Raw genomic sequence first — 24,989 nt, forward strand, 5'->3', positions numbered from 1 at the left:
AAACTCCTATCAACAAATTCGATGATACCTTATTCGTTTTTTAACAAAGGACAATGTCCAGAAATCGCATGGCGGCACGATAAATCTTCAAGGTAATCAGATGCCTGCCGCAAATACTCTAAGAATGTCTCCGCCACAATCGACAATTGCTTGCCGGATGGATAAGCAAAATACCAGTGACGTTCAATCGGAAATCCTTCAACATCAAGTATTGCAAGCTGCCCCATCGGCGCATCCAGGGCCAGGGTATGCCGAGACAAGACGGCAATACCCAATCTACCGACAATAGCCTGCTTAATCGCCTCGTTGCTGCCCAGTTCCATGCGGACTTTCAATTTATGACCATGTTCCAGAAAAAAACGTTCTGTCGCCATCCTCGTTCCGGAGCCCGGCTCACGCATGATAAAGGGTTCATCACAGATGCGCTCAATGCTGATCTTTTTTTCGCGAGACAGTGGATGATCGGCCGATGCCAGAACAACCAGCGGATTGTCCAAAAATTCTTCCGCTACGGCATCAATGGCGTCCGGAACTTGGCCCAAGATATAGAGATCGTCTTGATTACCGCTTAATCTTTCCAGAACACGCTCGCGATTCGTCACTATCAGTGCAACGTCTATGCCGGAGTATTTCTGGCAAAACATGCCCAATAAACGTGGCGTGAAATATTTTGCGGTGGTCACTACCGCAAGCCGCAGTTTTCCTGATTTCAAGCCTTTCATATCCGATGCGATCATTTCAAAACGGGAAAAATGTTCAAAAATACCCAGGCAGGTTTGATACAGCTCTTTTCCTGCATCGGTCAGATAAATTTTTTTACCGATTTGTTCAAACAAAGGCAGGCCAATCTCATCCGTCAGTTTCTTGATTTGCATCGATACCGTCGGCTGCGTCAAGAATAGCTCTTCGGCTGCACGAGTAAAGCTTTTCAAGCGAGCAATCGCTTCAAATACTTCAAGTTGCCGTAACGTGCTGTGACGCATGAGTCTCTCCTTTTATTATCTGCCAATAAAGATCTATCATAGATATAAATCTATCGCAATAATAGAAACATTTGATTGTTATTTATAGTTCAAAAATTCTACTATATTTTCACCCGCTGATGTCTACTTCCTAACTAAAGTTTATAGCGTGGGTTTTTCAATAACTTGGAGAAAATTATGGCTTCAGAAACCATGAAAGAAGGTAAAGAACGTTACAAATCCGGTGTCATTCCGTACAAAAAAATGGGTTACTGGGAACCTAGCTATGTACCCAAAGACACGGACGTCATCGCGCTGTTTCGCATCACGCCTCAACCGGGGGTAGATCATGAAGAAGCAGCGGCAGCAGTCGCAGGTGAATCTTCTACGGCGACATGGACCGTGGTATGGACTGATCGGCTAACCGCATGCGAACTTTATCGTGCCAAAGCATACAAGTCTGAGCTTGTTCCCAATACAGGGCCGGGCACTAAAAACGAAGCACAATACTTTGCATATATCGCCTATGATATTGATCTATTTGAAGAAGGCTCGATCGCAAACTTAACCGCTTCTATTATCGGTAATGTATTTGGATTCAAAGCGGTCAAAGCCCTGCGTCTGGAAGACATGCGCATTCCCGTTGCTTACCTCAAGACCTTCCAAGGTCCTGCAACCGGTATCGTGGTAGAACGTGAACGTTTAGATAAATTTGGTCGTCCACTGCTTGGCGCCACGACCAAACCAAAGCTGGGTCTTTCCGGACGTAACTACGGGCGCGTTGTATACGAAGGCCTTAAAGGCGGTCTGGATTTCATGAAAGACGATGAGAATATTAACTCACAGCCTTTTATGCACTGGCGTGATCGTTTCCTGTATTGCATGGAGGCAGTGAATAAAGCATCTGCGGCCACGGGTGAAGTCAAAGGGCATTATTTGAATGTGACGGCCGGCACGATGGAAGACATGTATGAAAGAGCAGAGTTTGCAAAATCTCTGGGCTCAGTCATTGTCATGATCGATCTGGTGATCGGTTATACCGCGATTCAGTCGATGGCAAAGTGGGCTCGCAGGAACGACATGATATTGCATCTGCATCGTGCGGGTAATTCAACCTATTCACGCCAGAAAAATCACGGCATGAATTTCCGTGTGATTTGTAAGTGGATGCGTATGGCGGGTGTCGATCATATTCATGCGGGCACCGTTGTGGGCAAGCTCGAAGGCGATCCGCTGATGATCAAGGGTTTTTACGACACCTTGCGCGACACACATACTGAGAAGAATCTAGAACACGGACTGTTCTTTGATCAAGATTGGGCGTCACTTAATAAAGTCATGCCTGTTGCTTCCGGCGGTATTCATGCAGGCCAGATGCATCAATTGCTCGATTATCTCGGCGAAGATGTGATATTGCAGTTCGGTGGCGGCACGATCGGTCACCCTCAAGGGATCCAGGCAGGCGCAACGGCAAACCGTGTAGCACTCGAAGCTATGGTTCTGGCGCGTAATGAAGGCCGGGATTACGTCAAAGAAGGTCCGCAAATTCTTGCCGATGCTGCCAAGTGGTGCACGCCGCTCAAACAAGCGTTGGATACGTGGAAAGATATTACCTTTAATTACGATTCTACGGATACCGCTGACTTTGTGCCATCCGCAACTGCGAACGTTTAATCAATTTAGGAGAAACAGTTATGATGACCAATCCAGGTAACATCGTCACACAGGGGCAATTTTCTTTCCTACCCCCGTTGACCGACAAGCAAATTTCAACACAGCTCAAGTATGCGTTGAAAAATGGCTGGGCAATCGGAATTGAATATACAGATGATCCTCACCCACGTAACACGTACTGGGAAATGTTTGGCAATCCTATGTTTGATTTGAAAGATCCGGCAGGAATTTTGATGGAAATTAATAGCTGCCGCAAAACTTTCCCAAATCACTATATCCGTGTGACTGCGTTTAACTCAACACGCGGCGTGGAAAGTCCGACCATGTCATATATTGTCAACCGGCCTGAGAAAGAACCAGGTTTTGGTTTAGTACGTCAAGAAGGTGCGGGGCGGAGTATTAGTTATACCATTCACTCCTATGCAACCGACAAACCGGAAGCTGAGCGCTACTAGCAGCTAGCAGCTAGCAATCTCTCTCTTCATTAAGAAGAGAGAGATAGTTAACAACGCAAACGCAGTCGCTTAAGAAGTTTCTTTGCATTCAACAAATAGTCCTAATAATTAAATTAATACAATAGATATATGTTGCCAGTATCTATCTTATAGAGATGATCAAACATGTCTAAGCAAACTAAACACTTAACATCGACTCAAGACACATCGATTGATTTGGATGCAGAGTTCCAAGCATCTAATATCCAGGAAGTACTGGATAAACTAGATCGGGAGTTGATTGGTTTAATCCCAGTGAAAACTCGTATTCGTGAGACTGCAGCATTGTTGCTGGTCGATCGCGTTCGCAAACAATTAGGATTATCTGCAGGCGCACCTAGTTTACACATGTGTTTTACTGGGAATCCTGGTACGGGAAAAACGACAGTAGCTCTGCGTATGGCAGAAATCTTACACCGCCTCGGCTATGTACGTGAAGGGCATCTGGTTTCGGTAACTCGAGATGACTTGGTCGGTCAATATATTGGACATACCGCACCAAAAACAAAAGAAGTGATCAAAAAAGCGATGGGAGGTGTTCTTTTCATCGATGAGGCTTATTACCTCTATAAACCAGAAAACGAACGTGATTATGGTGCGGAATCAATAGAAATTCTGCTGCAAACGATGGAAAATAACCGCGAAGACTTGGTCGTTATCTTGGCAGGTTATAAAGATCGCATGGATAAATTCTTCCATAGCAATCCCGGTATGCGCTCGCGTATAGCGCACCATATCGACTTTCCGGATTATGGTGCAGATGAGTTAGTCGCGATCGCTAAGTTAATGTTAGCAAGCCAGAATTACTGTTTCAGTGCAGCCGGAGAAGAGGCATTCGGGAAATATATCCGCTTGCGTATGAAGTCGGAGCATTTTGCTAATGCACGCTCGGTTCGCAATGCGCTAGATCGTGCTCGACTACGGCAGGCGAATCGGTTATTTTCCGGAACAAAGAAATCATTGTCCAAAACTGATCTCATCACATTAGAAGCGGAAGATATTCTAGCGAGTCGTGTTTTTCTTGAAAGTACATCGGATAATGAATCCGATTTAAAAAATAGAAAATAAAAATTTAAGACATATTTCTAATAGCGATGGAAACGCTGACTCTACCCTGGAGAATTTTCCCTAAAACGATTGAAGCGGCTTGTTATAACCGCGGGCGGCTTGCGCTGCTGCGATTAGGCTATCCACTGCGAGTTACATTACAGCAGCATCGTGGGTTAGAAGTCATTCTAGACAGTACCATGTGGTTATGTGTTGACAGCAATACAGAGGATCAGCCCATTTTGGCATGGCGCGAGTTTCAGATTCGTGGGCGACGTAGTTTACACCTACCTGTTTCTTGTGAATTGTGGCTATACCATAGCTGTGCAGGTCTTATCATGGGGTCAGCTCTGGATGATTTGGATCAGGCACTTGAAAAAATTATGCATTGAGCTAATTCTTTCACACCCTTAAATTTCAGAGGATAAAAATGCCACTTGTAGATATGCGCGATATGTTGAATCATGCTTATCAAAATAACTACGCCATCGGTGGTTTTGGACTAGTAAGCTTGGATTTCTTGGAAGCTATTATCATGACAGCCGAGTTCTGTCGTTCACCAGTTATTCTCAATCTTTCTGAGCCGCTCTTCCACCAACATGATTTCAGCCTGATCATGCCAGCTGTTGAACGAGCCGCACATCACGCCAAAGTGCCGGTTGCTATCCACTTTGATCATGCAAAAGCGCATGAATCCATTGTCCAAGCGATTAATCTTGGTTGCAACAGTGTCATGCTGGATGTTTCTTTAGAAGCACTCCCGGTTAATATCACGCAAACCAGCCGTGTTACAGAAGTAGCTCATGCATGCGGTACAGCAGTTGAGGGGATACTTGGTTTTATAGGCGGAGTGGAGGGAGAAAATGCAATCAATAATTTAGGAGATGCCGTCTATACTTCCTCTGAAGAAGCTAAAGTGTATGTTGAACGTACCAGAATTGATTTCCTTGCAGTTTCCGTTGGCACAATGCATGGCCGCCAGCCCAATCGCAGCACTAAATTAGACTTCAAACGTCTGAAACGTATTAACGACGAGCTCGGCATTCCACTGGTGCTACATGGCGGAAGTGGATTAGTTGAAGAGCAATACCATAAGCTGATCTTAAATGGTATCGCTAAAATTAACTGCTACACGGAGCTTTCCGATATCGCTGCCGCAGTAATTCGTTCCAATGCCCAAGCAAGCAACAAAAAAGGCTATATTGAATCGTTGCGCGGTGTTAAAGAAAGCCTCCATGAACAAATCAAATTGTATATGCATCTCTGGGGATCAGCGGGCCGCGCAGCGGAAGTTTTGATTCAGTGCCGCCCTTGGCAATCTGTAGAACAAATCATTATTTGTAATGTTGAGAGCCGTTATCTACAGCAATTTGATACCCTGACTGAACAGGCACGTAAAACTTTAACGACAATTCCTGGTGTGCGCCAGGTTTTCTCAAGTTGGGCATTATCAGAACCGGGTCAATACCGCCTTTGTTGGCGTATACAACTGGCACATGCGGAAGTTATTAACAGTTACCAATCTCATCCGCACTATAATGCTTTCTACAGTCAAATATCACACTCAATTGACTCTAAAAAAATCAATATTACTTTTGTCTCGACTTTATCCAGTTGGGACCATCAGCTGAAGGAGTCTGTCAATGCATAGCCTATCCTTGAGCTCCGTAGCAGCAGAGCTATAAGCAACAATTGCAGCATGCCCTACAATGTAACACCAGGTTTGTATCAGCAAAGTGACCAGATAAATTAAGCTTCATTGAGCGACAGACCTTCATCCCTGTCTTTTTGTACAACTCTGCTGGTTAGTGAAGAAGCAGTTCTGGGCCAACGTGCGCTACGGAATCGGTCCTTACCCAACCACATCAGGCAAACTTTGTCGGATTGATTACCACCAAGAATCTGATAGGCCTCATCATCTTCACCGACGTAGAAACCCACATGACCTTTTCCACTTGCCAGTGATTCCCGCCAGAACACCATCACTGCGCCGAGGCAAGGCGTAGTGCTATTCCCAAATTTTTCCCATTGCCGCGCACCCAGTGGATTCCCCGGCAGTACTTCTTGCTGCAATGTCGCCCCAACACAATGGGCAACAAATAGCCCACACCATGGAATGTCATCACCGGCATAGTTGATATCAAGATCCTTCGCCCAGTCCATAATGACAGGATTATTCTTATCGCCAAGCACTTCCTTCGTGCCCATCAAGTGCTTGGCTTCTTCGAACCAGGGAAGGAGTGATTCAATGGCCGATGGAACATCCTTGAAAAGTGCTGCTGTGGTTTGCGGACCAACAATACCATCCACTTCAAGACCTTGTTGCATTTGGAATTGTTTGACTGCGGCAATGGTGTTGCGCCCCCAAATGCCATCGATCCCGCCCGGATCGAATCCTTTGTTTTTCAGTGCTTGCTGAATCTGTGTAATTGCATTGCTTCCCATTATGTCCCCGCGATTTATTGAATTTAATCAGATTGAGTGAACAATCCGGCGGTGGAATTATGCAATATTTTTCTCTATTATTTCTACTGCTTACTTTCTTATCAACTCAGACAAATGATTTAGCAATTCATCCTCTTTATAAGGCTTACCAAGAAATATATTAACTCCCAGATCCTTGGCAATTTTCCGGTGTTTTTCCGCGGTTCGTGAGGAAATGATAATCATCGGGATATGAGCCGTTTCCGGGTTCGCGCGCACTTTTTCGATCAACTCAAAACCATTCATTTTAGGCATTTCCAGGTCGATCAGCATGACATCCGGAATACTGTCCTGAAGAATCTCAATCGCTTCCTTGCCATTCTTAGCAATCAACACATCACAACCTTCACGTTCCAGCAGGCGGCAGGTTACTTTACGCACCGTCAATGAATCATCAACCACCATGATGGCGGGTGCCGTGTTGGTTTTCTTTTGCGTGATCGCCGTGAGTTCTGGCAGCGGAGTATTGAGCGCTTTCTGAACATCGGTGCGTTGTATCAGCTTCACCGGATTCAGGATCAGTATGACTTCACCGTCACCGGTAATCGTAGCGCCTTCAACACCGGGCGCATGCGCAAGCTGTGAGCCGATGTTCTTGGCCACCACTTCGGTGTTACCGATCAGATCATCGACATGCACGGCAAGATATTGTGTCCCGCTGTGCAGGAATAACACTTGGCTGTGTTTGGTGATTTCCGGAATATGATCTGTCTGACCCAGCAAATGCGACAAATGGGAGAACAAGTATTTCTTTCCATTAAACTCGATCTGTCGATCCTGATAGATTGTTTTCAGCGTATCGGGATCGAATTCCCGGTTATGTTCGACAATAAAAGCAGGAATCGCATAGATTTGTTTCCCGGCGCGAACCATGAAAGTTTGTGCAACGGAGAGTGTAAGCGGTAAATAAATCGTGAACGTTGTTCCCTGGCCGGGAACAGACTGGACGCTGATGCGGCCGCCGAGCATCGAAATCTCATTTTTGACGATATCCAGACCAATTCCGCGACCGGCAATTCCGGTGATGGAATCAGTTGTTGATAAGCCTTGGATGAAGATCAGCGACATCGCCTTGTCATCATCCAATATTTCATTTTCCTGGATCAAGCCAAGCCGTTGTGCTTCCTCACGAATGCGCGGCAAATTCAAACCACGGCCATCATCACTCAGCGTGATGATCACTTCGTTGCCTTCCTGACGCAGGTGGATAGCGACTTGTCCTATTTCAGGCTTGCCTGCTTGTTGTCTTAGCCGCGGTTCTTCGATGCCGTGGGCTATCGCGTTACGCAGCAAATGTTCCAGAGGCGGATTAATCTTCTCTAATACACTGCGGTCAATTTCAACTTCTGCACCCTGGATTTCCAGATTGGCTTTTTTACCCACATCGTCCGCCACTTGCCGGGCGATACGATAATAACGTTCGGCATAATTACCAAATGGTATCGTGCGGATTTGCAGCAAAGATTGCTGGAGCTGGCGGTTTATCACGGATTGCTGCGCGACAGCTTCTTCCGCGACCGTTTGTGTTGCACGCAGGCTTTTTTGCACGGTGATAATGTCATCGACACTTTCAGCCATCAGCCGCGTCAGTTCCTGGAAGCGGGAAAATCGATCAAATTCGAGCGGATCAAACGCAGGCTCACTTTCATGCTGCTGCGCAAGATGCGATTGCATTTGCGTTTCCGCCTGAATCTCCACTTCGCGCAACTGGTCGTGCAAGCGATGCGTGCTTTCAGTAAGATCCTGCAGCGATTGTTTAAAATTATTGAGCTGCGCCTCAATTTTTGAACGCAGAATGCTGGCTTCTCCGGAATCATTCACCAAGCGGTCAATGAGTTCGGAATTAATACGCAAAATGGTTTTTGACTGAAGCAATTCGGATTTCCCGGACACAGAATCTGTTGATTCAACTATATCCGCTAAAGCATCCCTAGCGATTTGTTTTGCCGGAAGCGGCGGTACTTCAATGCTCTGAAGCTGTTCAATCTTGCCGCTGATGGCATCAAATTCACTTTCGAGCTGGTCCAGTGCGGAGTCGGAAATATTGCGCGCATGAAAAGCTGTTTCCACATGACTTTCCATCGCATGGATCAATTCACCCAGATGTAGTGCTCCTGTCATGCGGGCACTGCCTTTCAAGGTATGCAACAATCTCAGTAGCGCATGATGAATATCCTCGTCTTGCGGCAGCATGCGCCAGGCGCGCAATTTACCGCCCATTTGCGGAATAATGTCTTGCGTTTCTTCCAGAAACACCGGAAGCAGCTCAAAATTGATCCGATCAACTGCTTCAGCGGTAAACGGCACAGGTTGTACAGGCTTAGTTTTTGTTCCGCTGGATGAAGAATCCGGGAATACGGCTGGCTCTTCCGCTTCGGCTTCAAACGAGGCGTCTATATCAACAAGACTGTTAGCCGTTGCTGCTGAATCCATCCCCTGCGTTTCAATTGCTTCTTCACTGGTTAATAGCGCTTTGGCTAAAAGCAATAATTCACCGGCATCAACCTCTGCTGAACCCTGTTCGCGCAGATTCCCGCACCACTCGCTATAGGCCTGATGCGTGCGCGTGACTAAGTTTATTAATGGATCGGATGCCGGTCTTTTTTCAGTTAGCCAATGATTCAGAACTTGTTCCAAACGCCAGGCCACTTCACTCATCTTCTCCAGCTTGACCATGCGGCCACTGCCTTTGATTGTATGAAATCCACGTTGCAAGCCAGTGAGTGACTCATGATCGGCTGCGTCAATCCGGCACTTCTGCAGTTCAGCGGCAATATTTGCCAGCACCTCATCCGCTTCTTCCAGGAAAATAGCGAGCAATTCCGAATCGGCATTGACGCTGGGACTCGCCGCTTTAACGGCTGCTGCATCCGGTTTTGCCGCGACGGCGGATTCCGCAGGAGCCGTTTGCGCCGGTAACGTTGCGTTTGCGGGAATTGATGCGATCTGGAATAACTTGATCGCTTCTTCGACAATCTGGTGACTCTCGGGTTGCCCGCTTCTGAGCGCTTCAATAAAGAAACCCAGACTGCTTAATCCATCCACCAGCAAGATCTGCTCTGTCTCAACAATTGCATAGCCCGGTTTTAACAGTTTCTCGACCAGGTTCAGGCAATGATGCAGCAACGTGTGCGCACGTTCCAAATCCAGCATGACCAAAGCGCCGAAGACTTGTTTGAATAAACCGGGCAACACGAACAATTCTGCACGTTTTTCGGGTTCAAAAAAGAATTTATCCAGAATGGTCTCGATTTGACCCAAATTGGTCAGAATTTCCTGTGCAACCTGCGCCAGTAATTCTTTTTCCTGTGATTTACTTTCTAACACAGTAAACGCTGGAGCATGTGGCAGCGCACTGACATTGACATCGCCCGCAGTAATACCACGCAGACGGGCGGCAATCACATCGATCTGTTGCGATAAATCCGGGGGCAGCTTGTTAAAGTCATCGATAATACTCTCAACCAGTAATAAAGCGGTCGCCATTTCCATCGCCAGCTCTTCACTGGCATCCTGAGGCTGATCATGTAAATATGTAACGGTGCTATCAATGGCATCGATTAATTTCACTAACGGCGCGCATTCGGTTTGCTGCGCTTGATGGTTGAGCCAATCAATGTATTCAAGCAACGAGGCCAGACTTTCCTGGTGCCCCGCACAAAATTCACGCCAGATATCATTCGCTTGCATCAGCGTGCTACGTAGCCTATCCAAAATGGGACGCAAGGTTTCCGACTGTTCAAAAGTCAGCGTATCCTGGTCTGCCGTCAGACCGGGCCAGGTATAACTGTTCTTGATATCGCTGATGCGCTGACTGGCTGATTCGCTGTGGGCAATGTGAAACAGCAATTCACGCATCAACGGTGCGGTATTACCCAGTGTCCCAGCCGCAAGATGGCGTATGGTTTGTTCAATCTTTCCGCACAGGCGGCGCACCGGAAGATCGATTTGATCGCCTCCCAGCTGCAATAAATCCTCGAGGAAACCGGCGGCTACCCACCAGTATGCCCGCCCTTCAGTAGTTCCCGGAAATTCCTCGAGCTGATTGACTGCCGCAGCCATCTGCTGCAAGCCGTCTCTGTTCGATGGATCACGCAGCCACTTGAGCAGACCAGCCTGATATTCGGCTCCCAATTGTTTGGCTAAGGATTTGCCTGTTATGGCGTTAATATGGGCTGATTCCGCTTTTAACGCCGGGCTAGCCGTTAACCGGGGAAAAAACAAATCACTCTCGGGCGCATTCTCAAAACCATACACCTGCATCAACCCGCGATACGCCGGAAATAAGCGTAGCGGATTTTCTTCCATACCTTCAATCAGTTCATTCAGGTAATACAGCAATGCCTTGGTGGATTGTTTCAGCGCATCAAAAATCGGCGGACTGGGCGCAATTTTCTTGCTGACGAGCGCTGCAACCAATTGCTCCATTTTTTCCGTAACAATGGTGATGCTCGTCAGATTCAGCATCTCCAGCAAGCCATCCAGCTGGTGAATATAGTTCAGGCAATCTCTGATTAGCTTGTCATTACCAGGATGTTTGCTATACACCTCCAGATTCTGGTCAATCAAAGCGAATACTTGATAGATTCCATCCTTGATTCCGATAATCGAGGCAATATTAAGTTTGGGTTGCGCGCTCATTTTTCAATACCATCTATTCCATTTTGAAATCGAAATCAACATTACACCTTGAAATTGGATACCGATGCTTTCAGCTCGGATGCAAAACCGGTGATCTGTTTGATTGACCCGGTGGTTTTCAAGGTCCCTTCGGTATTCTGCCGGGTAATATGCAGAATCTCTTCCATATTGGCAACCACCTTGTGTGCCGCCCGTGTTTGGGTATTCGTGACATCAAAAATATTGGTAACCAGTTGGGCAAGCTGTTTTGAAACTTCTTCGATTTCTTCCAGTGCCCGCCCAGCTGCATCGGAGCGCTTTGCACCTTTTGCCACGCCGAGCGTGCTTCTTTCCATCGCTGCGATGGCATCTTGAGTATCACCTTGTATCGTTATGATCAATTCACTGATTTGTTTGCTGGCTTCTGCTGAGCGTTCAGCCAGACGCTGGACTTCTTGCGCGATCACGGTAAAACCATGGCCGGCCTCGCCTGCAGCGGTTGCCTGCAGCGCTGCATTTAAAGCCAACACGTTAGTCTGATCGGTGATATCGGTGATCAATGCGACAATCTCTCCGATTTCCTGTGAGCTTTCTCCCAGGCGTTTGATCCGCTTGGAAGTGTCCTGAATATAAGCGCGGATCTCATTCATTCCGGCGATGGATTCACGCACGGCCGAGGTACCTTTTTCCGCAGTGGATAACGATTGTTTGGCGACTTTGGCGGATTCCGTCGCCATATCGGAAATCTGACTGATCGATTCCGTCATGCCGATCACTGCCAGGGTGGTTTGTTCAATTTTTGCCGTTTGTTGTTGTGCCGCTGTTAATAATCCCGATGAAACATATTGCGCCTGATTCGACGATTTAACAACCAGTGCGCTGGCCTGATTGACCTGTTCTACCAGTGTATGTAATTCTTCAATCGTGCAATTGATGGCATCGGCAATCGCACCGGTCATATGGTTCGTGATATCCGTGCGGACGGTCAGGTCGCCATCGGCGATTTTTTTCATATCGTCCAGAAGCGTCACGATCGCCTTTTGCGCTTTTTCAACTTCATTTCTGCTCGCCAAATCTTGATAATGCGCATTCCGTCGTACTGATTGGACAAAAAACATAAGCGCAAGCACTGCGCATGCGCCGAATGTATAAATCAGCGCATTGAATAAGGACGCAGTATGCCTATTTTGTTCCTGAATTTCACTCTCCAGCGCGCGTGTCATATCCAGCATGGCTTCGCTATTGTCCGCAACTTCATCCATAGCCAACTGAACAGTAAAAGCTACCGGTATCTCTTGTTGAATCACCCGCAGGTGATCTTCAAATTTTCTCAACAGCGAATAGGCATGAGATAACAGATCCTGAATTATCTCATCCCTGTTTGAAGCCGCCCCAAGTCCATTATTCCCTTGACTTAGAATTTGGGTAATCGCTGAAATTTGTGCATGATCCTGAGCAAGCTGCGCGGTGATTTCTGTCATCGTGAATTCGCTGGAAAGAATCGTACTAATATTTTTTGTTACGGTTCGCGCATGCATTTTTATGGATTCCATCGTGCGTATTTCCTGCGACAGATTGCCAATATCTGTCATACGCCGGATTAATTCTTCGATGCGTCTGGCCAATTGGCTATGCGTGATATGGATTGTTTTGATACTGCTGTTTAGCTTAATCGAAGATTCTTTATGATTCAAAATCAGAGCAATCTTTTTAGCCTCAAGCTGCCAATTTTGCTGGTAAGCATCCAGGATTAATGCAAGCGAATGATCTGCAGCAGGAACGGTCTTGTCGTGACCATAGATCCCGCCCTGAGATAGCAGTGCAATATATTGATTTAGCTGATACTGGCTGTCCTGCAACTCGGCAAACGCATTGACATTGCCCATGCGGGCTTGCTGTGCGGCCTTTGACAGGCGCAAATGCTGCATCTCTAACTGCGCAACGAGTTCCGGTTGAATCGTATGATGCCTGGCTTGATTGACACTGATAGCCAGTGTGATCAACAGCAGCACGGTGAAAAGCATCAGGATGCCGCCCATTATCCAGCTATTGTTTAAAATGGAAATATTCTTAGGAATACTTTTCTTCACCGGCAAGGTAATAACCGGCAGTTTCTTTCCTATGGCAACCATTCTGGTTGTTAATCCAAATTTAGAAAAATTGTCTTCCATTGTTTGCTCCAGCATTGATACGGGCTTGTCTGAATATTCAGGTTTTTGATGACAGACGACACCAGACACGATTGTTGTCAGGTGATAGCTTAACCGCTGAAGCGTGGGGTCAAAAACGGGATAAGACCTGTAAAACAAGGTCTTTTAGCGAGTTACTGAATAACAGCCATTTCGAGCAGGGCGATAATTCTATATTATTGATTTCTTAAGACTCTTCGCTCTATTCGGAATGACAAACGCAGCTTCTCAGGAGCTGACGTGCTCTGAATGAATTATCCGAGGAATAACTTGTAGGCGGGATTCTTAGTCTCATCCCAATAGTGATAACCCAATTGATTCAGGAATGCTTTGAAGTCAGATCTTTCTTCCGGAGGAACTTGGATTCCGATCAATACGCGGCCATAGTCGGCACCATGGTTTCGGTAATGGAACAGGCTGATGTTCCAATTATGGCTCAGGTTATTCAGGAAATTCATCAGCGCACCGGGACGGTCGGGAAATTCAAAACGGTAAAGAATTTCGTTTTTAACGTCATGCGCGTGCCCGCCGACTAAATGGCGGATATGCAGTTTGGCCATTTCGTTGTCGCTCATATCTTCGGTGGCCAGACCGCTTTGTTTTAATTCGCTGATCAGTTTCTGGGTTTCTTCCTGATTGCGCACCGATACGCCAACAAAAACATGCGCCACTTTCGGATTGGCATAACGGTAGTTAAATTCGGTGATGCTTTTAGCACCCAATAAGTTACAGAATTTCTTGAAACTGCCGGGTTTTTCCGGAATCGTCACGGTCAACACAGCCTCACGCCGTTCACCGATTTCCGCGCGTTCCGAGATATGCCGCAGCCGGTCAAAATTCATATTGGCACCGGACGCAATCGCAACCAGCGTTTTATGCAAGATCTTTTCACGCGCGACGTACGCTTTGATGCCCGCAACGGAAAGTGCGCCGGAAGGCTCCAATATCGTGCGCGTATCTTCAAATACATCCTTGACGGCAGCGCAAATGGCATCGGTATCGACCAGAATCACTTCGTCGACCAGTTCGCGGCATAAGCGGAAGGTTTCCTTGCCCACATGCCGAACCGCCACGCCATCCGCAAACAAACCCACTTGCGCCAATTTGACCCGGCGGCCGCTTTGCAACGAACGATACATCGCATCCGAATCGACCGGCTCGACGCCGATGATTTTGATTTTCGGATACAGCCGCTTCACATAAGCCGCTATGCCGGAGATCAACCCGCCGCCGCCAATCGGCACAAAAATAGCGTGAATATTCCCGGTATGCTGCCGCAAGATTTCCATGCCGACCGTTCCCTGCCCAGCAATCACGTCCGGGTCATCGTAGGGATGAACAAACGTGGCTTGCTCTACTTTTGCCAGTTTTATCGCGTGCTCGTAAGCATCGTTATAGGAATCGCCATGCAAAGCAACTGTCGCACCCAGTGCCATCACCGCATTTACCTTGATTTGCGGCGTCGTCACCGGCATCACAATCGTAGCGCCACAGCTCAACCGCTTGGCAGCTAATGCCACGCCTTGCGCATGATTCCCGGCAGAGGCCGCAATCACGCCGCGGTTGCGCACCGCAGGCGATAACTTAATCATCTTGTTATACGCGCCGCGCAACTTGAAAGAAAAGACCTGCTGCAAATCCTCTCGTTTTAATAACACCTGATTATGGATGCGCCCGGATAAATTGGCAGCAAGCTCCAACGGACTCTCGATCGCCACATCATAAACCTGCGCGGTCAGTATTCTTTCTAGGTAATTGTTTTTCATAATGCGAGATGAGTAAATTCAGACAACCTTCTAATCCGAAACGGGGAAAGGGATTTTATCACGATCAGGGATGGCATAAATTTTCTTACAGTCATGGAACAAGCATTATCATCGCGGGAGAATGGTTCAAATCAACAAAGATTGTTTGACTCAGCGTATTTGATTCGTGTAATTTGCAGAACAGTACTCAATCTTCTCGTACGTTCATCCGCGATAATCTGAAAATCAAGAAATGAATCGACAATACGCCCTGGCACTGCTGGCCCAAAGCAAGCCAGAACTGCAAACCCGCTTCGGCGTTACCCGCCTCGCTCTGTTCGGCTCGACAGCCCGCGATACAGCGAGTGCTGGTAGTGATGTGGATATCCTAGTTGCCTTTGATGGACCGGCAACCTCACAGCGTTACTTTGGTGTGCAATTCTATCTGGAAGATTTGCTGGGCTGCCCGGTGGATCTGGTTACCGAAAAAGCATTGCGATCGGAGTTGCGCCCTTATATTGAAAAAGAACGGATTTATGTCTGATTTACTGACGCGAGAATGGCGCTTTTATATCGAAGATATGGTCGACTTTGCTCACAAAGTACTTGCTTATAGTGAAGGCTTAGATCAAGCTACTTTCGTGGCGAGTGGGTTGAATTACGATGCTACTTTGCGCAACCTAGAACTCATCGGTGAAGCAGCGACTCATGTCCCAGATGAAATACGAGCCGCACATTCTGAAGTACCATGGCGCATGATCATTGCTACCCGTAACCGACTGATTCATGGCTACCTCGGCATTGACAACGATACCCTATGGAGCATTATTCGGGACGATATTCCAGCCTTACTGCCGCTGCTGGAGTCACTCAGAACAACTCACCAAAAATGAGGAAATTGATCGAGACTAAAGAAATTCCTGAAGTGTTATATTGCTTCATTTTCAGAGTACTAACTCAAGCTTGATTTCACCAGAGACGAATTTGGCTCAACCGCTTCGAAATCAGATCTCGGCATACGTTTCCAGAATCAAATTGCTCGAAATTCAGCTAAAACCACTTGCACAAGTTTATGCTGACAAAGTACGCTCGTTTCCCGCAGACAAGGATAAGGATCAAACCATCGAATTCTGGCGAACACTTGCCTTGCATGATTCACTCATGCGTGTAAGCAATTTCATCGAAAACAACTTCTCAGTAATAGAAACTCTGGGCGTACTATCTTTAACTCGCTACACATTCGAAATGGTTGTCCATCTTATTGATCCGGCCATTAAATAGTTTTAAGCGGCATATTTTACGTACGGATCTTGGAAGTAAGAAGCAACGCGCTCTGGATTATTCTGCAGCATCAACATATGATCATCGACAGCGGCATGTAATTTCTCCTTGGTACGCACCGGAACTTTCGAACCGATAGCCTGCTTCAAATCTGAGTTTAATCTTTCTTCTGGATTTAATTCCGGACTGTAGCTGGGTAAATAAAAGCATTCGATCTTTTCCTTATTTTCTTCCAGCCAAGCCTTCTCTGGTTTGCTGTGGTGCACTCTCAAATTATCCAGGATCAAGAACACTTTCTTCCCTGCATCCTTGATCAGTAGTTCGAGAAATTCAATGAGTCTATCTGAATTGAAATTTCCATCAATAATCTGCCAGCGTGCACAGCCTTTGTTGGTTACAGTGGCAATCATTGACAGCCGTTGCCGCGTGCCAGGAGCGTAGGTCACGGGTGTTTTTCCCTTGGGTGCAAAGCCACGTCCTCGCACATCCGTATTGACTAATCCTGTCTCATCACCCCAGTGAATCTCCCCGCCTTCAGTTTGAGCGCGCTTGGCAATATCCGGATATTGCTCATTGAGCCATTGCTTTACCGCCTCCAGGCGTTGTTCATAAGCACGTCGGATCGGCTTCTGCGGGGTAAATCCCCAACGCTTGAGGTAGTGTCCCACCGTGCGTATCGGCATGGATATGCCACATTCCTGCTCAATTAACTGTCTTATCGCCCCACGATTCCACAACGCAAAATCCATCTTCAGTTGCTCAGGACGCTTATCACAAATAAGCCGTTGCAATCTCAACTCCTGCTCTTCGCTTAGGCTGCGTTTGTCACTCGTACGTCGGCCGCGTCTACCAGGCTTTAGTCCAGCTGCACCACCTTCTTCATAAAGTCGAATAATCTTCTTCACAGCCGTGTCGCTCAGCTCCGTAACCTGCGCTATTTGCCCAGGTTTCCCGCCTCGCTTGTGAAGACGAATCACTTGCCGGCGACGTTCATGCAGCGCTTCATCTTTTAAGGTTCTTGCATCTATTTTTTCCATCCTCCTACGACATGCAAAATCAACAAAAATTCAAACTATTTATTGGCCGGATCTATAAGAGAATTGAACTCGATCCACATTTTGCGATAGTTTATGCAAGAGAGATTTTCGAGAAACACGTAGAACATTATGAAAAGCTCGCAAAGCATCTTGAACGTGAAATTGCACTATACCGAAGCTTAAGCGCTGAAGAAATAGAAAAATATGATGCGATCCTCAAATCTACCAGTCTGACACCGAAGGAAAATTGGGACGAAAATCCGGGTTACAAAATAGCTGAAGATATTAAAGCCGCATCAGATGCGATTGACGAGAGGCTGGCAACAATGCTCACGCTCTATTCAGATGATGCCAAAGTTTACGGGTTTGCATTTCAAGCTGACCGCCTCGAAACTCAAGCACTCCCACAGCTTATTTCTTTAGCAAATCAGAATCGTGAATCACTTTCAGAATTCGACGGAGTATGGAAGAGTATTTTAGATAGTGACCCAAAGTACAACATCAAAAAATGGAGCAAGCGAGCAAAACAGGTCAGAATGGACATAGAATATGAATTCATCTATAGCTATACGAGTCGTTTACTTCATGCTACCCCAGTCAGTCTCTCAACTAATCAGCAATCCTTACAGGACGAGGAGATTCTAATATTCCTAAAATATGTATATTCGGAGTTCCTGTGGGTTACACGTCACGCCGAAAGAAATCTAATTTCAGAAAAACTTCAATGATATTAAATTTCTTATGAACCCAACAAATCATTACTCCACGCTTCCAGTGCGTTCAGTATCTGTTGAGCATTCTCATCCGCTTTTTGCACCTCTCGCAACAACACAATCTGCGCAGCAAATTCGGCAAAAGTAATGCTCCCACCGCCATTACCTTGTGTCAGTCGCTGCAGGCGCATTTGCTCCCAGCGTTCAGATTCTATTGTCGTCAATGTTTCCGGCCAGTTGCGGGCGCGGTAGCGAAATAGCAGCTCAGGCAATCGCTGATCATGAAAATCAAACCGCATTTTCGCCAGTTGTTTCGGGGAAGCACGCCGTATTTGCGCCAGTGATGCAGCATCCGCGTTGTCCAGAAAACCGTCATACAGCGCCACATCCACATCACCGGAAGGCTCGAACGCGCGGCTGGTGTACGCGGTTGCCACACGTTGAAAAAAATCCGGTTGTGCACACAGTGCTTGCCAATGCCGGTGACATGCATCCAAATCAAGCGCGATGCGCTCAGCGGCCTCATTATCCAGCGTATTCCTTGGCGCCAGCGCCGGGCATTTGTTAATCTTTATCGATTTGACCGGTAACCGTTGCATGCCTTCGGGCAATTCGTCGCTACGGGTGAAAAGCAATTGACTCAGCTCATCAGCATCCAGCGGCAGAAACAGCTCCGGATCTTGGCGCAAGTCATAAACCAGCACACTGTTGTTGTTACCCGGTTCGGTGATCATTGGCATTACCAGCGACGTGCAGCCGGTTTTGGCCGGGTACATGCGTGTTGTGTGCAAGACCGGATTGTGGGTAGCTAAATCAAGCTGGGCTGCGGCCGTGCGTTTATCGCGCAGTTGAAAAAGCCAATCGTAGAGACGCGGTTGTTGCGTGCGTAGCAATCGCGCCAATGCAATGGTGGCACGCACATCGGATAAGGCATCATGCGCGGATTCATGCAGAATACCGTTGGCCGCCACCAAATCTTCCAGGCGGAAGCTGGATTGCCCTTCTTCGTGTTGCGGCCAAACGATACCTACGGGACGCAAGGCGTAGGTCATGCGCACCAGATCAATAATGTCCCAGCGCGAATTGCCTTGCTGCCATTCGCGCGCATACGGGTCGTAAAAATTGCGATACAACGTAAAACGTGTGACTTCATCGTCGAAACGCAGCGAGTTGTAGCCGACACCGCAGGTATTCGGCTGCGCAAACTCGGCATGAATACGCGCAATAAATTCCGGTTCAGGTAAGCCTTTCTCATCGGCTAGCTGCGGTGTAATTCCGGTCAGCAAACAGGCTTCCGGATGCGGCAGGAAATCGCGGGCTGGCTTACAATAAATAACCAGTGGCTCGCCAATCTCGTTCAGCGCCTCATCGGTGCGCACCCCGGCAAATTGCGCAGGGCGGTCTCGCCGTGGATCGGCGCCAAAGGTTTCATAATCATGCCAGTACAGTGTGAGTGCCATTGTTGTTTACAGATTTGGAAGTGCCGGTTAAAAACTTGCTTTGCAACTGACTCGTTGCGCAATTATAGTGGTATCTTACGCAAAATTTTTTAAATCAAATAAGAAGGATAAAACAGTATGGCACGTAAACTCATTAGCTCGGGCTCCACATTTGAACATGAAATCGGTTATTCGCGCGCGGTGGTTGAAGGCAACTGGATTCTGGTTTCCGGCACGACTGGTTTTGATTACAGCAAAATGACGATTTCTGATGATTTATTGGAACAAGCGGAGCAGTGTTTTAAAAACATCGATGCTGCGCTACAGCAAGCCGGCGCAAGCATGAAAGATGTGGTGCGCGTCACGTATGTGTTTCCAAAAGCCGAGGATTTCGAAAAATGCTGGCCGGTTATGCGCAAATATCTGGGAGAGGTCCGGCCATCGGCCATGATGCTGGCTGCGGGATTATCCGATCCGCGCATGAAAATTGAAATTCAGGTGACGGCTTATCGCAGCGAAGGGGCATAGCGGAGCAAGCAATCTTTTCCAATCAAAAAAAGAAGCCTCGCCTTACAACGCGGCTAATGTTTGTAAATCGGAATGGGCAGTTTCCGGGGCTAACCGGCGCGGCTCATTAGCGTTCTGCTGAGAGGCCGGATGACGATGGCTATGGATTAGCCGGTGCTGATGATTGCGGTGCAAAGGGTGAAGCATTTCCCGGTGACGAAGATTGCGGGGGAAAAGGCGAAGGATTTGTCTTTGGTGAAGATTGTGGTGTAAAGGGCGAAGCGGTTGGTGAAGCCGCATTGGGTTTTGCTGGGGTCGCTGCTGGCTTTGCCGAACTACCGGTATCACCCGGCTTATAAACAAACTTCCAATCCTGGTAGTTTAGCGCTTCCGAGAATTTGGCAAAATGCTCAGGAAATTTATCTTTCTTAATCGGCTTTTTTTCAGAGAGGCTGTATACCCCAGTAATCCTCTTATTAATACTGGAGCTTGTAGCCAAGCTACTATTTACCGTTGCACTGCCGGGTGTTGGGCTATTACTCGACGCCTGATTACTGGGCGCCAGGGTATTGCTTGATGCCTGATTACTGCTGGGTGAAGCGCTATTACCAGGCGTTGAGTTCTTATTGGATGCCGGGTTACTACCAGGTGCTGCGCTCTTAGTGGACGCAGGGTTATTACCGGGCGAAGACTCTTCAACGATACCCCACTCAATTGTATTGGTTATCGGATCCGTATAGATTTTACGCAAATGGCGCTTGATAGCCGGTGTACGTTTATCCTGAAGCAAGTCTTCTAACGATTCCGGATATTGCTTAGGTCCTGTGTTGTAATAGGACATGATTGCTTTACGGAATTCTTCGCCAATGTACAACAATTCAGCTTCTTTTTCCCGCTGTGATTTGACTTGCCATACCTGCCCCGTACCTGCCATCACTATTCCAGCCAAAACGACAGCAAACAAAGCCCAGAGATAAACAAAACCATTTTCTAGTTTTGACATACTATACTTGCTACGAAAATTCCAATATGTTGGAATCGCTTACCATTCTTCATAAAACGAACCATCCGATGCGCGTCCAGAATAGCCGCTGTGAACATCATAGACACCTGTTTCTACTGGATTCTTGGGAGGTACTTCAATCCAGGTTTTGTCACTTTCAGTGAATGGATCTATCGGGACACTGCGCAAGTAGCGCTTATCGACCAACTCCAACAGATCTATGGGATACTTACCAAAATCGGAATAAAATTGATCAATTGCATTACGCATGATACCGAGATCCTGGCGCAAAACGGCTTCTTTGGCTTTATCGAGTGAATTGAAATAGCGCGGCGCGACAATACTTAATAAAGTGGCGATGATTGCCATGACTACCAGTAGCTCGATCAGTGTAAATCCCATGTGCTTTGGCTTGCCAGGCATATCAATCACCAATCCCGGTAAGGAACACCATTAAGGCCGATGTCTTCTGAACGTGAGTAAACATCAAAAACATCATCGCCATCTTTAGGACTATCCCATGGACTCTCATAACTACGTTTTCCCCAGGTGTCTACAGCCGGAGTTGCCGTTATACCGGCAACATCTAACTCGACAAACATCGGGTCCCTGGGTAAGCGGCGCAGAAAATAAATAATCTTCTTATCCGGACTCTTAATATCCGGCACACCCATAAACAATTCTTCTAGACGGGGCGGATAACCGGATTCATCTGCTTTCTTGGTGATACGTCCTTCGTCTACCGCTTGTTTATAGGCGTCAATAGCCGAGCGTATCTGTCTTAAGGCAACGCGCAACTCTTGTTCTTTCTCACGCTTTACCATGAGTTCACGCAAAGGCATTGCTGATGTGGCCAGAATGGCCATAATCGCCACCACAATCATTAATTCAATCAGCGTAAAACCCCTGTTTCTTCCAGAGATTCCGAATGAATTCTTCATAACGCGATTATTTGATAGTAACACTTGCAGGCGGCGGTAGTGTTACTTCAACTGCCGTGCCATTTTCCAGGTCTTCTGCGACAACATTCTGAATATTAATTTCTGTCGCGCCCGGATTAGCTGCAATTACCTTAAAGCGTATCTGTGTCGCCAAGCCAGAAGTTTGATCTTTACCTAACTTGATTGTACGTGTACCGGATTTATCTCCGCCATCCAGCGCTTCCAACACACTGGCTTCGTAATTTAGTTGTAAGTCAGCATTAACAGTAGCTTTCGCACCAAGCAACCGGACATTAACTGAAAATTCTTTATCCAAGCCAACGTTGGTTGGCGCTTGCAAAGTAAGCGATGGCGTAGCAGCTGATGCAACATTGGCAAAAGGATTGGGAGGAGCTTGTTGGTCATCGGATGGCGCGAAAGCATCAGACACATTTCTTACAGCACCACGGCCTCCTGGTCCAGCCGGTGCAATGGATAATGCTTGCGCTGCAGTCTTTTTAATGGTGACCGGCAGTTTACCTGCATCACTGGCGGTACCAAAATGATATTCTCGCTCCAGGTTGGTCAGTTTAGGAATATTCCGGATGATGCGCGGTGTAATTAATAACACAATTTCAGTTTTTTGACGGGCTACAAGTTGACTCGACAGCAGTCTGTCAAGACCGGGAATATTTAATAATCCTGCGAGACCGCCTACCGTTCTTGTATCCCTATTATCAATGAGCCCTGCCAATACTTGCGTTTCCCCATCTTTCAATGTCAGAATGGTTTCAGCATTCCGGGTTCCAACTATGGGAGCAGTTGCGCCACCCGGGCCTGACGCATCCCCTGTTTTATTACTCACTTCAAGCGTAATTTTCATCGTGACATCGTCATTTAAACCGATACGCGGCTCGACATCCAGCTTAACCCCCAAATCGATAAAAGTAGGTGTTGAGGTGACGATAGAATTAATACCGGGCTGAACATTGGCGGTGAAAAAAGGCCGCTTTTCACCAATATGAATCTTGGCTTTTTCTTTATTACTTACGCGAATTCTCGGGTTTGCAAGTACGTCGGCGTTTGAGAGAGTTTGTTTAAAATCGATCACTGCCTGATTATTGATCGTGAAGCTTTTAAGGCCAAGGGCATTAGAACCAATTTGATTAAGTACAGCAGTCGCTGGCGCAGCTGCTGCGCCCACACCCGTTAAACCACTGAATGTAACTGATTGAGGTAGCTTTGGACCTAGCAAAAAATCATTATTACGCGCGATTTCAAGGATTGCGACGTCTAACATGACTTCCGGTTCTGCCAGATCGTTTAATGTTACCAATCGCTCCGCCAGCCGGATGGCTTCGAGCGTATCTCGCATAATAAACAAGTTCAGTTGTTCATTGACATAAATATCTTTTGCTTTAACGATGCCCCTGATCATCGCGACCATTTGCTTCACATCCGTATGCGCCACATGAAAGCTGCGTACAACCAGTTCCTGATAATCCTTCTGTTTGGCCGGTGTGCTGGGGTATATCAATAGCGAGTTACTATTGAGTACTTTATAGGCCAGTTGATTAGTCAAGAGTAATAATTTGAGAATATCTTCAATAGTGTTATTACGCACAAAAATAGAGATTTTGGTATCTTGCCGGATATCCTTATCAAAAACAAAATTAATACCGGCCGTCCGCGCCATGATTTCAAATACCGACTTTAAATCGGTATCTTTAAATTCCATACTCAGCGCTTTTTTGAAAGCAGACTCTAGTGCCAGATTAGATACTTCCGGACGCGTCATTTGTGAATTGATTTCTGCGATCAATTGACGAGCATGAGATTGTTTTGGATTTTCCTGCAACACGGCACGAACGATTGTTTCTGCCTCGATCACCTCATTACGTCGCAGCAATTCTTTTGCGGAATCGATGGAAGCAATGTGCCGGCGCTCTAATTCAAGTTCTTCTAGACCTGCATTTGCACGCTCATTGAATGGGGATAAGTTGAGTATACGTTGATAATCTTGTTCTGCTTTTTCCAAATTTCCGGAAAATTTCGTGCTATCGGCATCAAATAGCAATTTAGCAATCACTTCCTCGCGTACACGGATAAGCGTTGCGCGAATTTCTTTATTTTCAGGTTCTTCACGTAATGCTTGCTCCAGTTTCTGAAGACCGCTTTCCAACTTGCCTTCCGTGATCAGTTTCTGCCCATCGGAAAATGCAATATTCCTGGTGCCGAATGTTTTGTTATTAATCGCACATCCTGCCGTGATCGCAAGTAGAATGCTAAGGATTAAAATTTTCCAGCTTCTCATCGAAAATTTCCTGCTATTTTATTATTGATCGTCAGCGTCTGTTTGGCATTCAGTGGCAAGTAAGTCATTGTAATCGCATCGTCATTGATTGAATCGAGCCGGTATTTATCGTTAATCCTTCCACCAATCTTGGCAATGAGATTTTCTCCTGACTGCGAAAGAAAAACCCAAGTTTCATTGTCTGCGATTGCCTTACCAGCATATTTAAATTGTAAGGGAGGTGCTGTTGGCGCCGGAGGAGGAGTCGATTTAGCCACTTGTGCTGCGATAACGGCCTGTTCTTGCAGATTGACTTGCGGTTGCTTGGGTGCCCATGTGGTGGATACAAAAAGTTCTCCAGCCAGCGCATTGAATTTTCTTTGACCCAGTTTACTCACATCCAGTTGCTCGGCATTATTTTCCTGATTCTTTACCCGATCACCGGATGGCTTGACCGGCTGTATGGTATCTACTGTATCGATCAATGTTTCATCCTCTTCAACCAGCACGGCGGCGATCAATGTTGCAATCAAAGCACCGCCCACAATCAATTTACGTTTTTTTTCAGCTTTATCCATCTT

At 46.8% G+C, this 24,989-nt stretch carries 22 protein-coding genes; 10 read left to right on the forward strand and 12 right to left on the reverse strand.

Going from position 1 to position 24,989, the window contains the following annotated elements; genetic code table 11:
- Window positions 1–29: 29 nt before the first annotated feature.
- Window positions 30–983 carry a LysR family transcriptional regulator gene (locus tag NIT79A3_RS15975; protein WP_013967178.1) on the reverse strand — a complete coding sequence of 318 codons (954 nt, stop codon included), beginning with the start codon at window positions 981–983 and terminating at the stop codon, window positions 30–32.
- A 192-nt stretch (window positions 984–1,175) separates the two neighbouring features.
- On the opposite strand from NIT79A3_RS15975, the gene NIT79A3_RS15980 reads away from it, so the two are divergent.
- From NIT79A3_RS15980 to NIT79A3_RS16000, 5 genes are all read left to right on the forward strand, one after another.
- Window positions 1,176–2,636 carry a ribulose-bisphosphate carboxylase large subunit gene (locus tag NIT79A3_RS15980; protein ID WP_198009441.1) on the forward strand — a complete coding sequence of 487 codons (1,461 nt, stop codon included), beginning with the start codon at window positions 1,176–1,178 and terminating at the stop codon, window positions 2,634–2,636.
- A gap of 20 nt (window positions 2,637–2,656) precedes the next feature.
- Entirely contained in the window at window positions 2,657–3,091 is a 435-nt protein-coding gene (locus tag NIT79A3_RS15985; protein WP_013967180.1) for a ribulose bisphosphate carboxylase small subunit, read from the forward strand.
- A gap of 165 nt (window positions 3,092–3,256) precedes the next feature.
- A complete protein-coding gene (gene cbbX, locus NIT79A3_RS15990; protein ID WP_013967181.1) occupies window positions 3,257–4,198 on the forward strand; it encodes a CbbX protein in 942 nt (313 codons plus the stop codon).
- 26 nt (window positions 4,199–4,224) lie between these two features.
- Window positions 4,225–4,569: a hypothetical protein gene (locus NIT79A3_RS15995; protein ID WP_013967182.1), complete on the forward strand. Its 345-nt coding sequence runs from the start codon at window positions 4,225–4,227 to the stop codon at window positions 4,567–4,569.
- Between the two features lie 38 nt (window positions 4,570–4,607).
- A complete protein-coding gene (locus tag NIT79A3_RS16000; protein WP_013967183.1) occupies window positions 4,608–5,828 on the forward strand; it encodes a class II fructose-bisphosphate aldolase in 1,221 nt (406 codons plus the stop codon).
- 98 nt (window positions 5,829–5,926) lie between these two features.
- On the opposite strand, the gene NIT79A3_RS16005 is transcribed toward NIT79A3_RS16000, so the two are convergent.
- From NIT79A3_RS16005 to ilvA, 4 genes are all read right to left on the reverse strand, one after another.
- Entirely contained in the window at window positions 5,927–6,622 is a 696-nt protein-coding gene (locus tag NIT79A3_RS16005; RefSeq protein WP_013967184.1) for a TIGR02594 family protein, read from the reverse strand.
- Between the two features lie 90 nt (window positions 6,623–6,712).
- On the reverse strand, window positions 6,713–11,302 hold the full coding sequence (locus NIT79A3_RS16010; protein ID WP_013967185.1) for an Hpt domain-containing protein: 4,590 nt from the start codon (window positions 11,300–11,302) through the stop codon (window positions 6,713–6,715).
- A 41-nt stretch (window positions 11,303–11,343) separates the two neighbouring features.
- The gene (locus tag NIT79A3_RS16015; RefSeq protein ID WP_013967186.1) at window positions 11,344–13,452 is read right to left on the reverse strand and encodes a methyl-accepting chemotaxis protein; all 2,109 of its coding nucleotides are present in this window, start codon (window positions 13,450–13,452) and stop codon (window positions 11,344–11,346) included.
- Between the two features lie 272 nt (window positions 13,453–13,724).
- Window positions 13,725–15,236 (reverse strand): threonine ammonia-lyase, biosynthetic, encoded by a 1,512-nt coding sequence (ilvA, locus tag NIT79A3_RS16020; RefSeq protein WP_013967187.1) that lies wholly within the window; start codon window positions 15,234–15,236, stop codon window positions 13,725–13,727.
- Window positions 15,237–15,468: 232 nt separating this feature from the next.
- On the opposite strand from ilvA, the gene NIT79A3_RS16025 reads away from it, so the two are divergent.
- The 3 genes from NIT79A3_RS16025 (at window position 15,469) to NIT79A3_RS16035 (ending at window position 16,496) form a co-directional block, all read left to right on the forward strand.
- Window positions 15,469–15,759 carry a nucleotidyltransferase family protein gene (locus tag NIT79A3_RS16025; protein WP_013967188.1) on the forward strand — a complete coding sequence of 97 codons (291 nt, stop codon included), beginning with the start codon at window positions 15,469–15,471 and terminating at the stop codon, window positions 15,757–15,759.
- Window positions 15,734–16,108, forward strand: a complete 375-nt coding sequence (locus tag NIT79A3_RS16030) for a DUF86 domain-containing protein (RefSeq protein ID WP_348225660.1) — start codon at window positions 15,734–15,736, stop codon at window positions 16,106–16,108. The genes NIT79A3_RS16025 and NIT79A3_RS16030 overlap by 26 nt, the downstream gene beginning before the upstream one ends.
- Window positions 16,109–16,250: 142 nt before the next feature.
- Window positions 16,251–16,496: a hypothetical protein gene (locus NIT79A3_RS16035; RefSeq protein ID WP_156797118.1), complete on the forward strand. Its 246-nt coding sequence runs from the start codon at window positions 16,251–16,253 to the stop codon at window positions 16,494–16,496.
- A 2-nt stretch (window positions 16,497–16,498) separates the two neighbouring features.
- Here the strand turns inward: NIT79A3_RS16035 and NIT79A3_RS16040 are convergent, their stop codons facing one another.
- Window positions 16,499–17,533, reverse strand: coding sequence for an IS630 family transposase (locus NIT79A3_RS16040; RefSeq protein WP_013967191.1), 1,035 nt, complete (start codon window positions 17,531–17,533; stop codon window positions 16,499–16,501).
- A gap of 11 nt (window positions 17,534–17,544) precedes the next feature.
- Between NIT79A3_RS16040 and NIT79A3_RS16045 the strand changes: the two genes are divergently transcribed.
- Window positions 17,545–18,261 (forward strand): hypothetical protein, encoded by a 717-nt coding sequence (locus tag NIT79A3_RS16045; RefSeq protein WP_013967192.1) that lies wholly within the window; start codon window positions 17,545–17,547, stop codon window positions 18,259–18,261.
- Window positions 18,262–18,272: 11 nt separating this feature from the next.
- Here the strand turns inward: NIT79A3_RS16045 and sbcB are convergent, their stop codons facing one another.
- Window positions 18,273–19,706, reverse strand: a complete 1,434-nt coding sequence (gene sbcB / locus NIT79A3_RS16050; RefSeq protein WP_013967193.1) for an exodeoxyribonuclease I — start codon at window positions 19,704–19,706, stop codon at window positions 18,273–18,275.
- 117 nt (window positions 19,707–19,823) lie between these two features.
- Here sbcB and NIT79A3_RS16055 point away from each other — a divergent pair, with 117 nt between their 5' ends.
- Window positions 19,824–20,213: a RidA family protein gene (locus NIT79A3_RS16055; RefSeq protein WP_013967194.1), complete on the forward strand. Its 390-nt coding sequence runs from the start codon at window positions 19,824–19,826 to the stop codon at window positions 20,211–20,213.
- 139 nt (window positions 20,214–20,352) lie between these two features.
- Here NIT79A3_RS16055 and NIT79A3_RS16060 read toward each other — a convergent pair whose 3' ends face one another.
- Genes NIT79A3_RS16060 through NIT79A3_RS16080 form a run of 5 tightly spaced genes read right to left on the reverse strand, consistent with a single transcriptional unit; the run spans window position 20,353 to window position 24,986 of the window.
- Window positions 20,353–21,195, reverse strand: coding sequence for a hypothetical protein (locus tag NIT79A3_RS16060; protein WP_013967195.1), 843 nt, complete (start codon window positions 21,193–21,195; stop codon window positions 20,353–20,355).
- Between the two features lie 39 nt (window positions 21,196–21,234).
- Entirely contained in the window at window positions 21,235–21,618 is a 384-nt protein-coding gene (locus NIT79A3_RS16065; RefSeq protein ID WP_013967196.1) for a type II secretion system protein, read from the reverse strand.
- Between the two features lie 5 nt (window positions 21,619–21,623).
- The gene (locus NIT79A3_RS16070; RefSeq protein WP_013967197.1) at window positions 21,624–22,136 is read right to left on the reverse strand and encodes a type II secretion system protein; all 513 of its coding nucleotides are present in this window, start codon (window positions 22,134–22,136) and stop codon (window positions 21,624–21,626) included.
- 7 nt (window positions 22,137–22,143) lie between these two features.
- On the reverse strand, window positions 22,144–24,429 hold the full coding sequence (locus tag NIT79A3_RS16075; protein ID WP_013967198.1) for a secretin and TonB N-terminal domain-containing protein: 2,286 nt from the start codon (window positions 24,427–24,429) through the stop codon (window positions 22,144–22,146).
- Window positions 24,426–24,986 (reverse strand): hypothetical protein, encoded by a 561-nt coding sequence (locus NIT79A3_RS16080; RefSeq protein ID WP_013967199.1) that lies wholly within the window; start codon window positions 24,984–24,986, stop codon window positions 24,426–24,428. The genes NIT79A3_RS16075 and NIT79A3_RS16080 overlap by 4 nt, the downstream gene beginning before the upstream one ends.
- Window positions 24,987–24,989: the final 3 nt, after the last annotated feature.

Source organism: Nitrosomonas sp. Is79A3 (genome assembly GCF_000219585.1).
Lineage (GTDB): Bacteria > Pseudomonadota > Gammaproteobacteria > Burkholderiales > Nitrosomonadaceae > Nitrosomonas.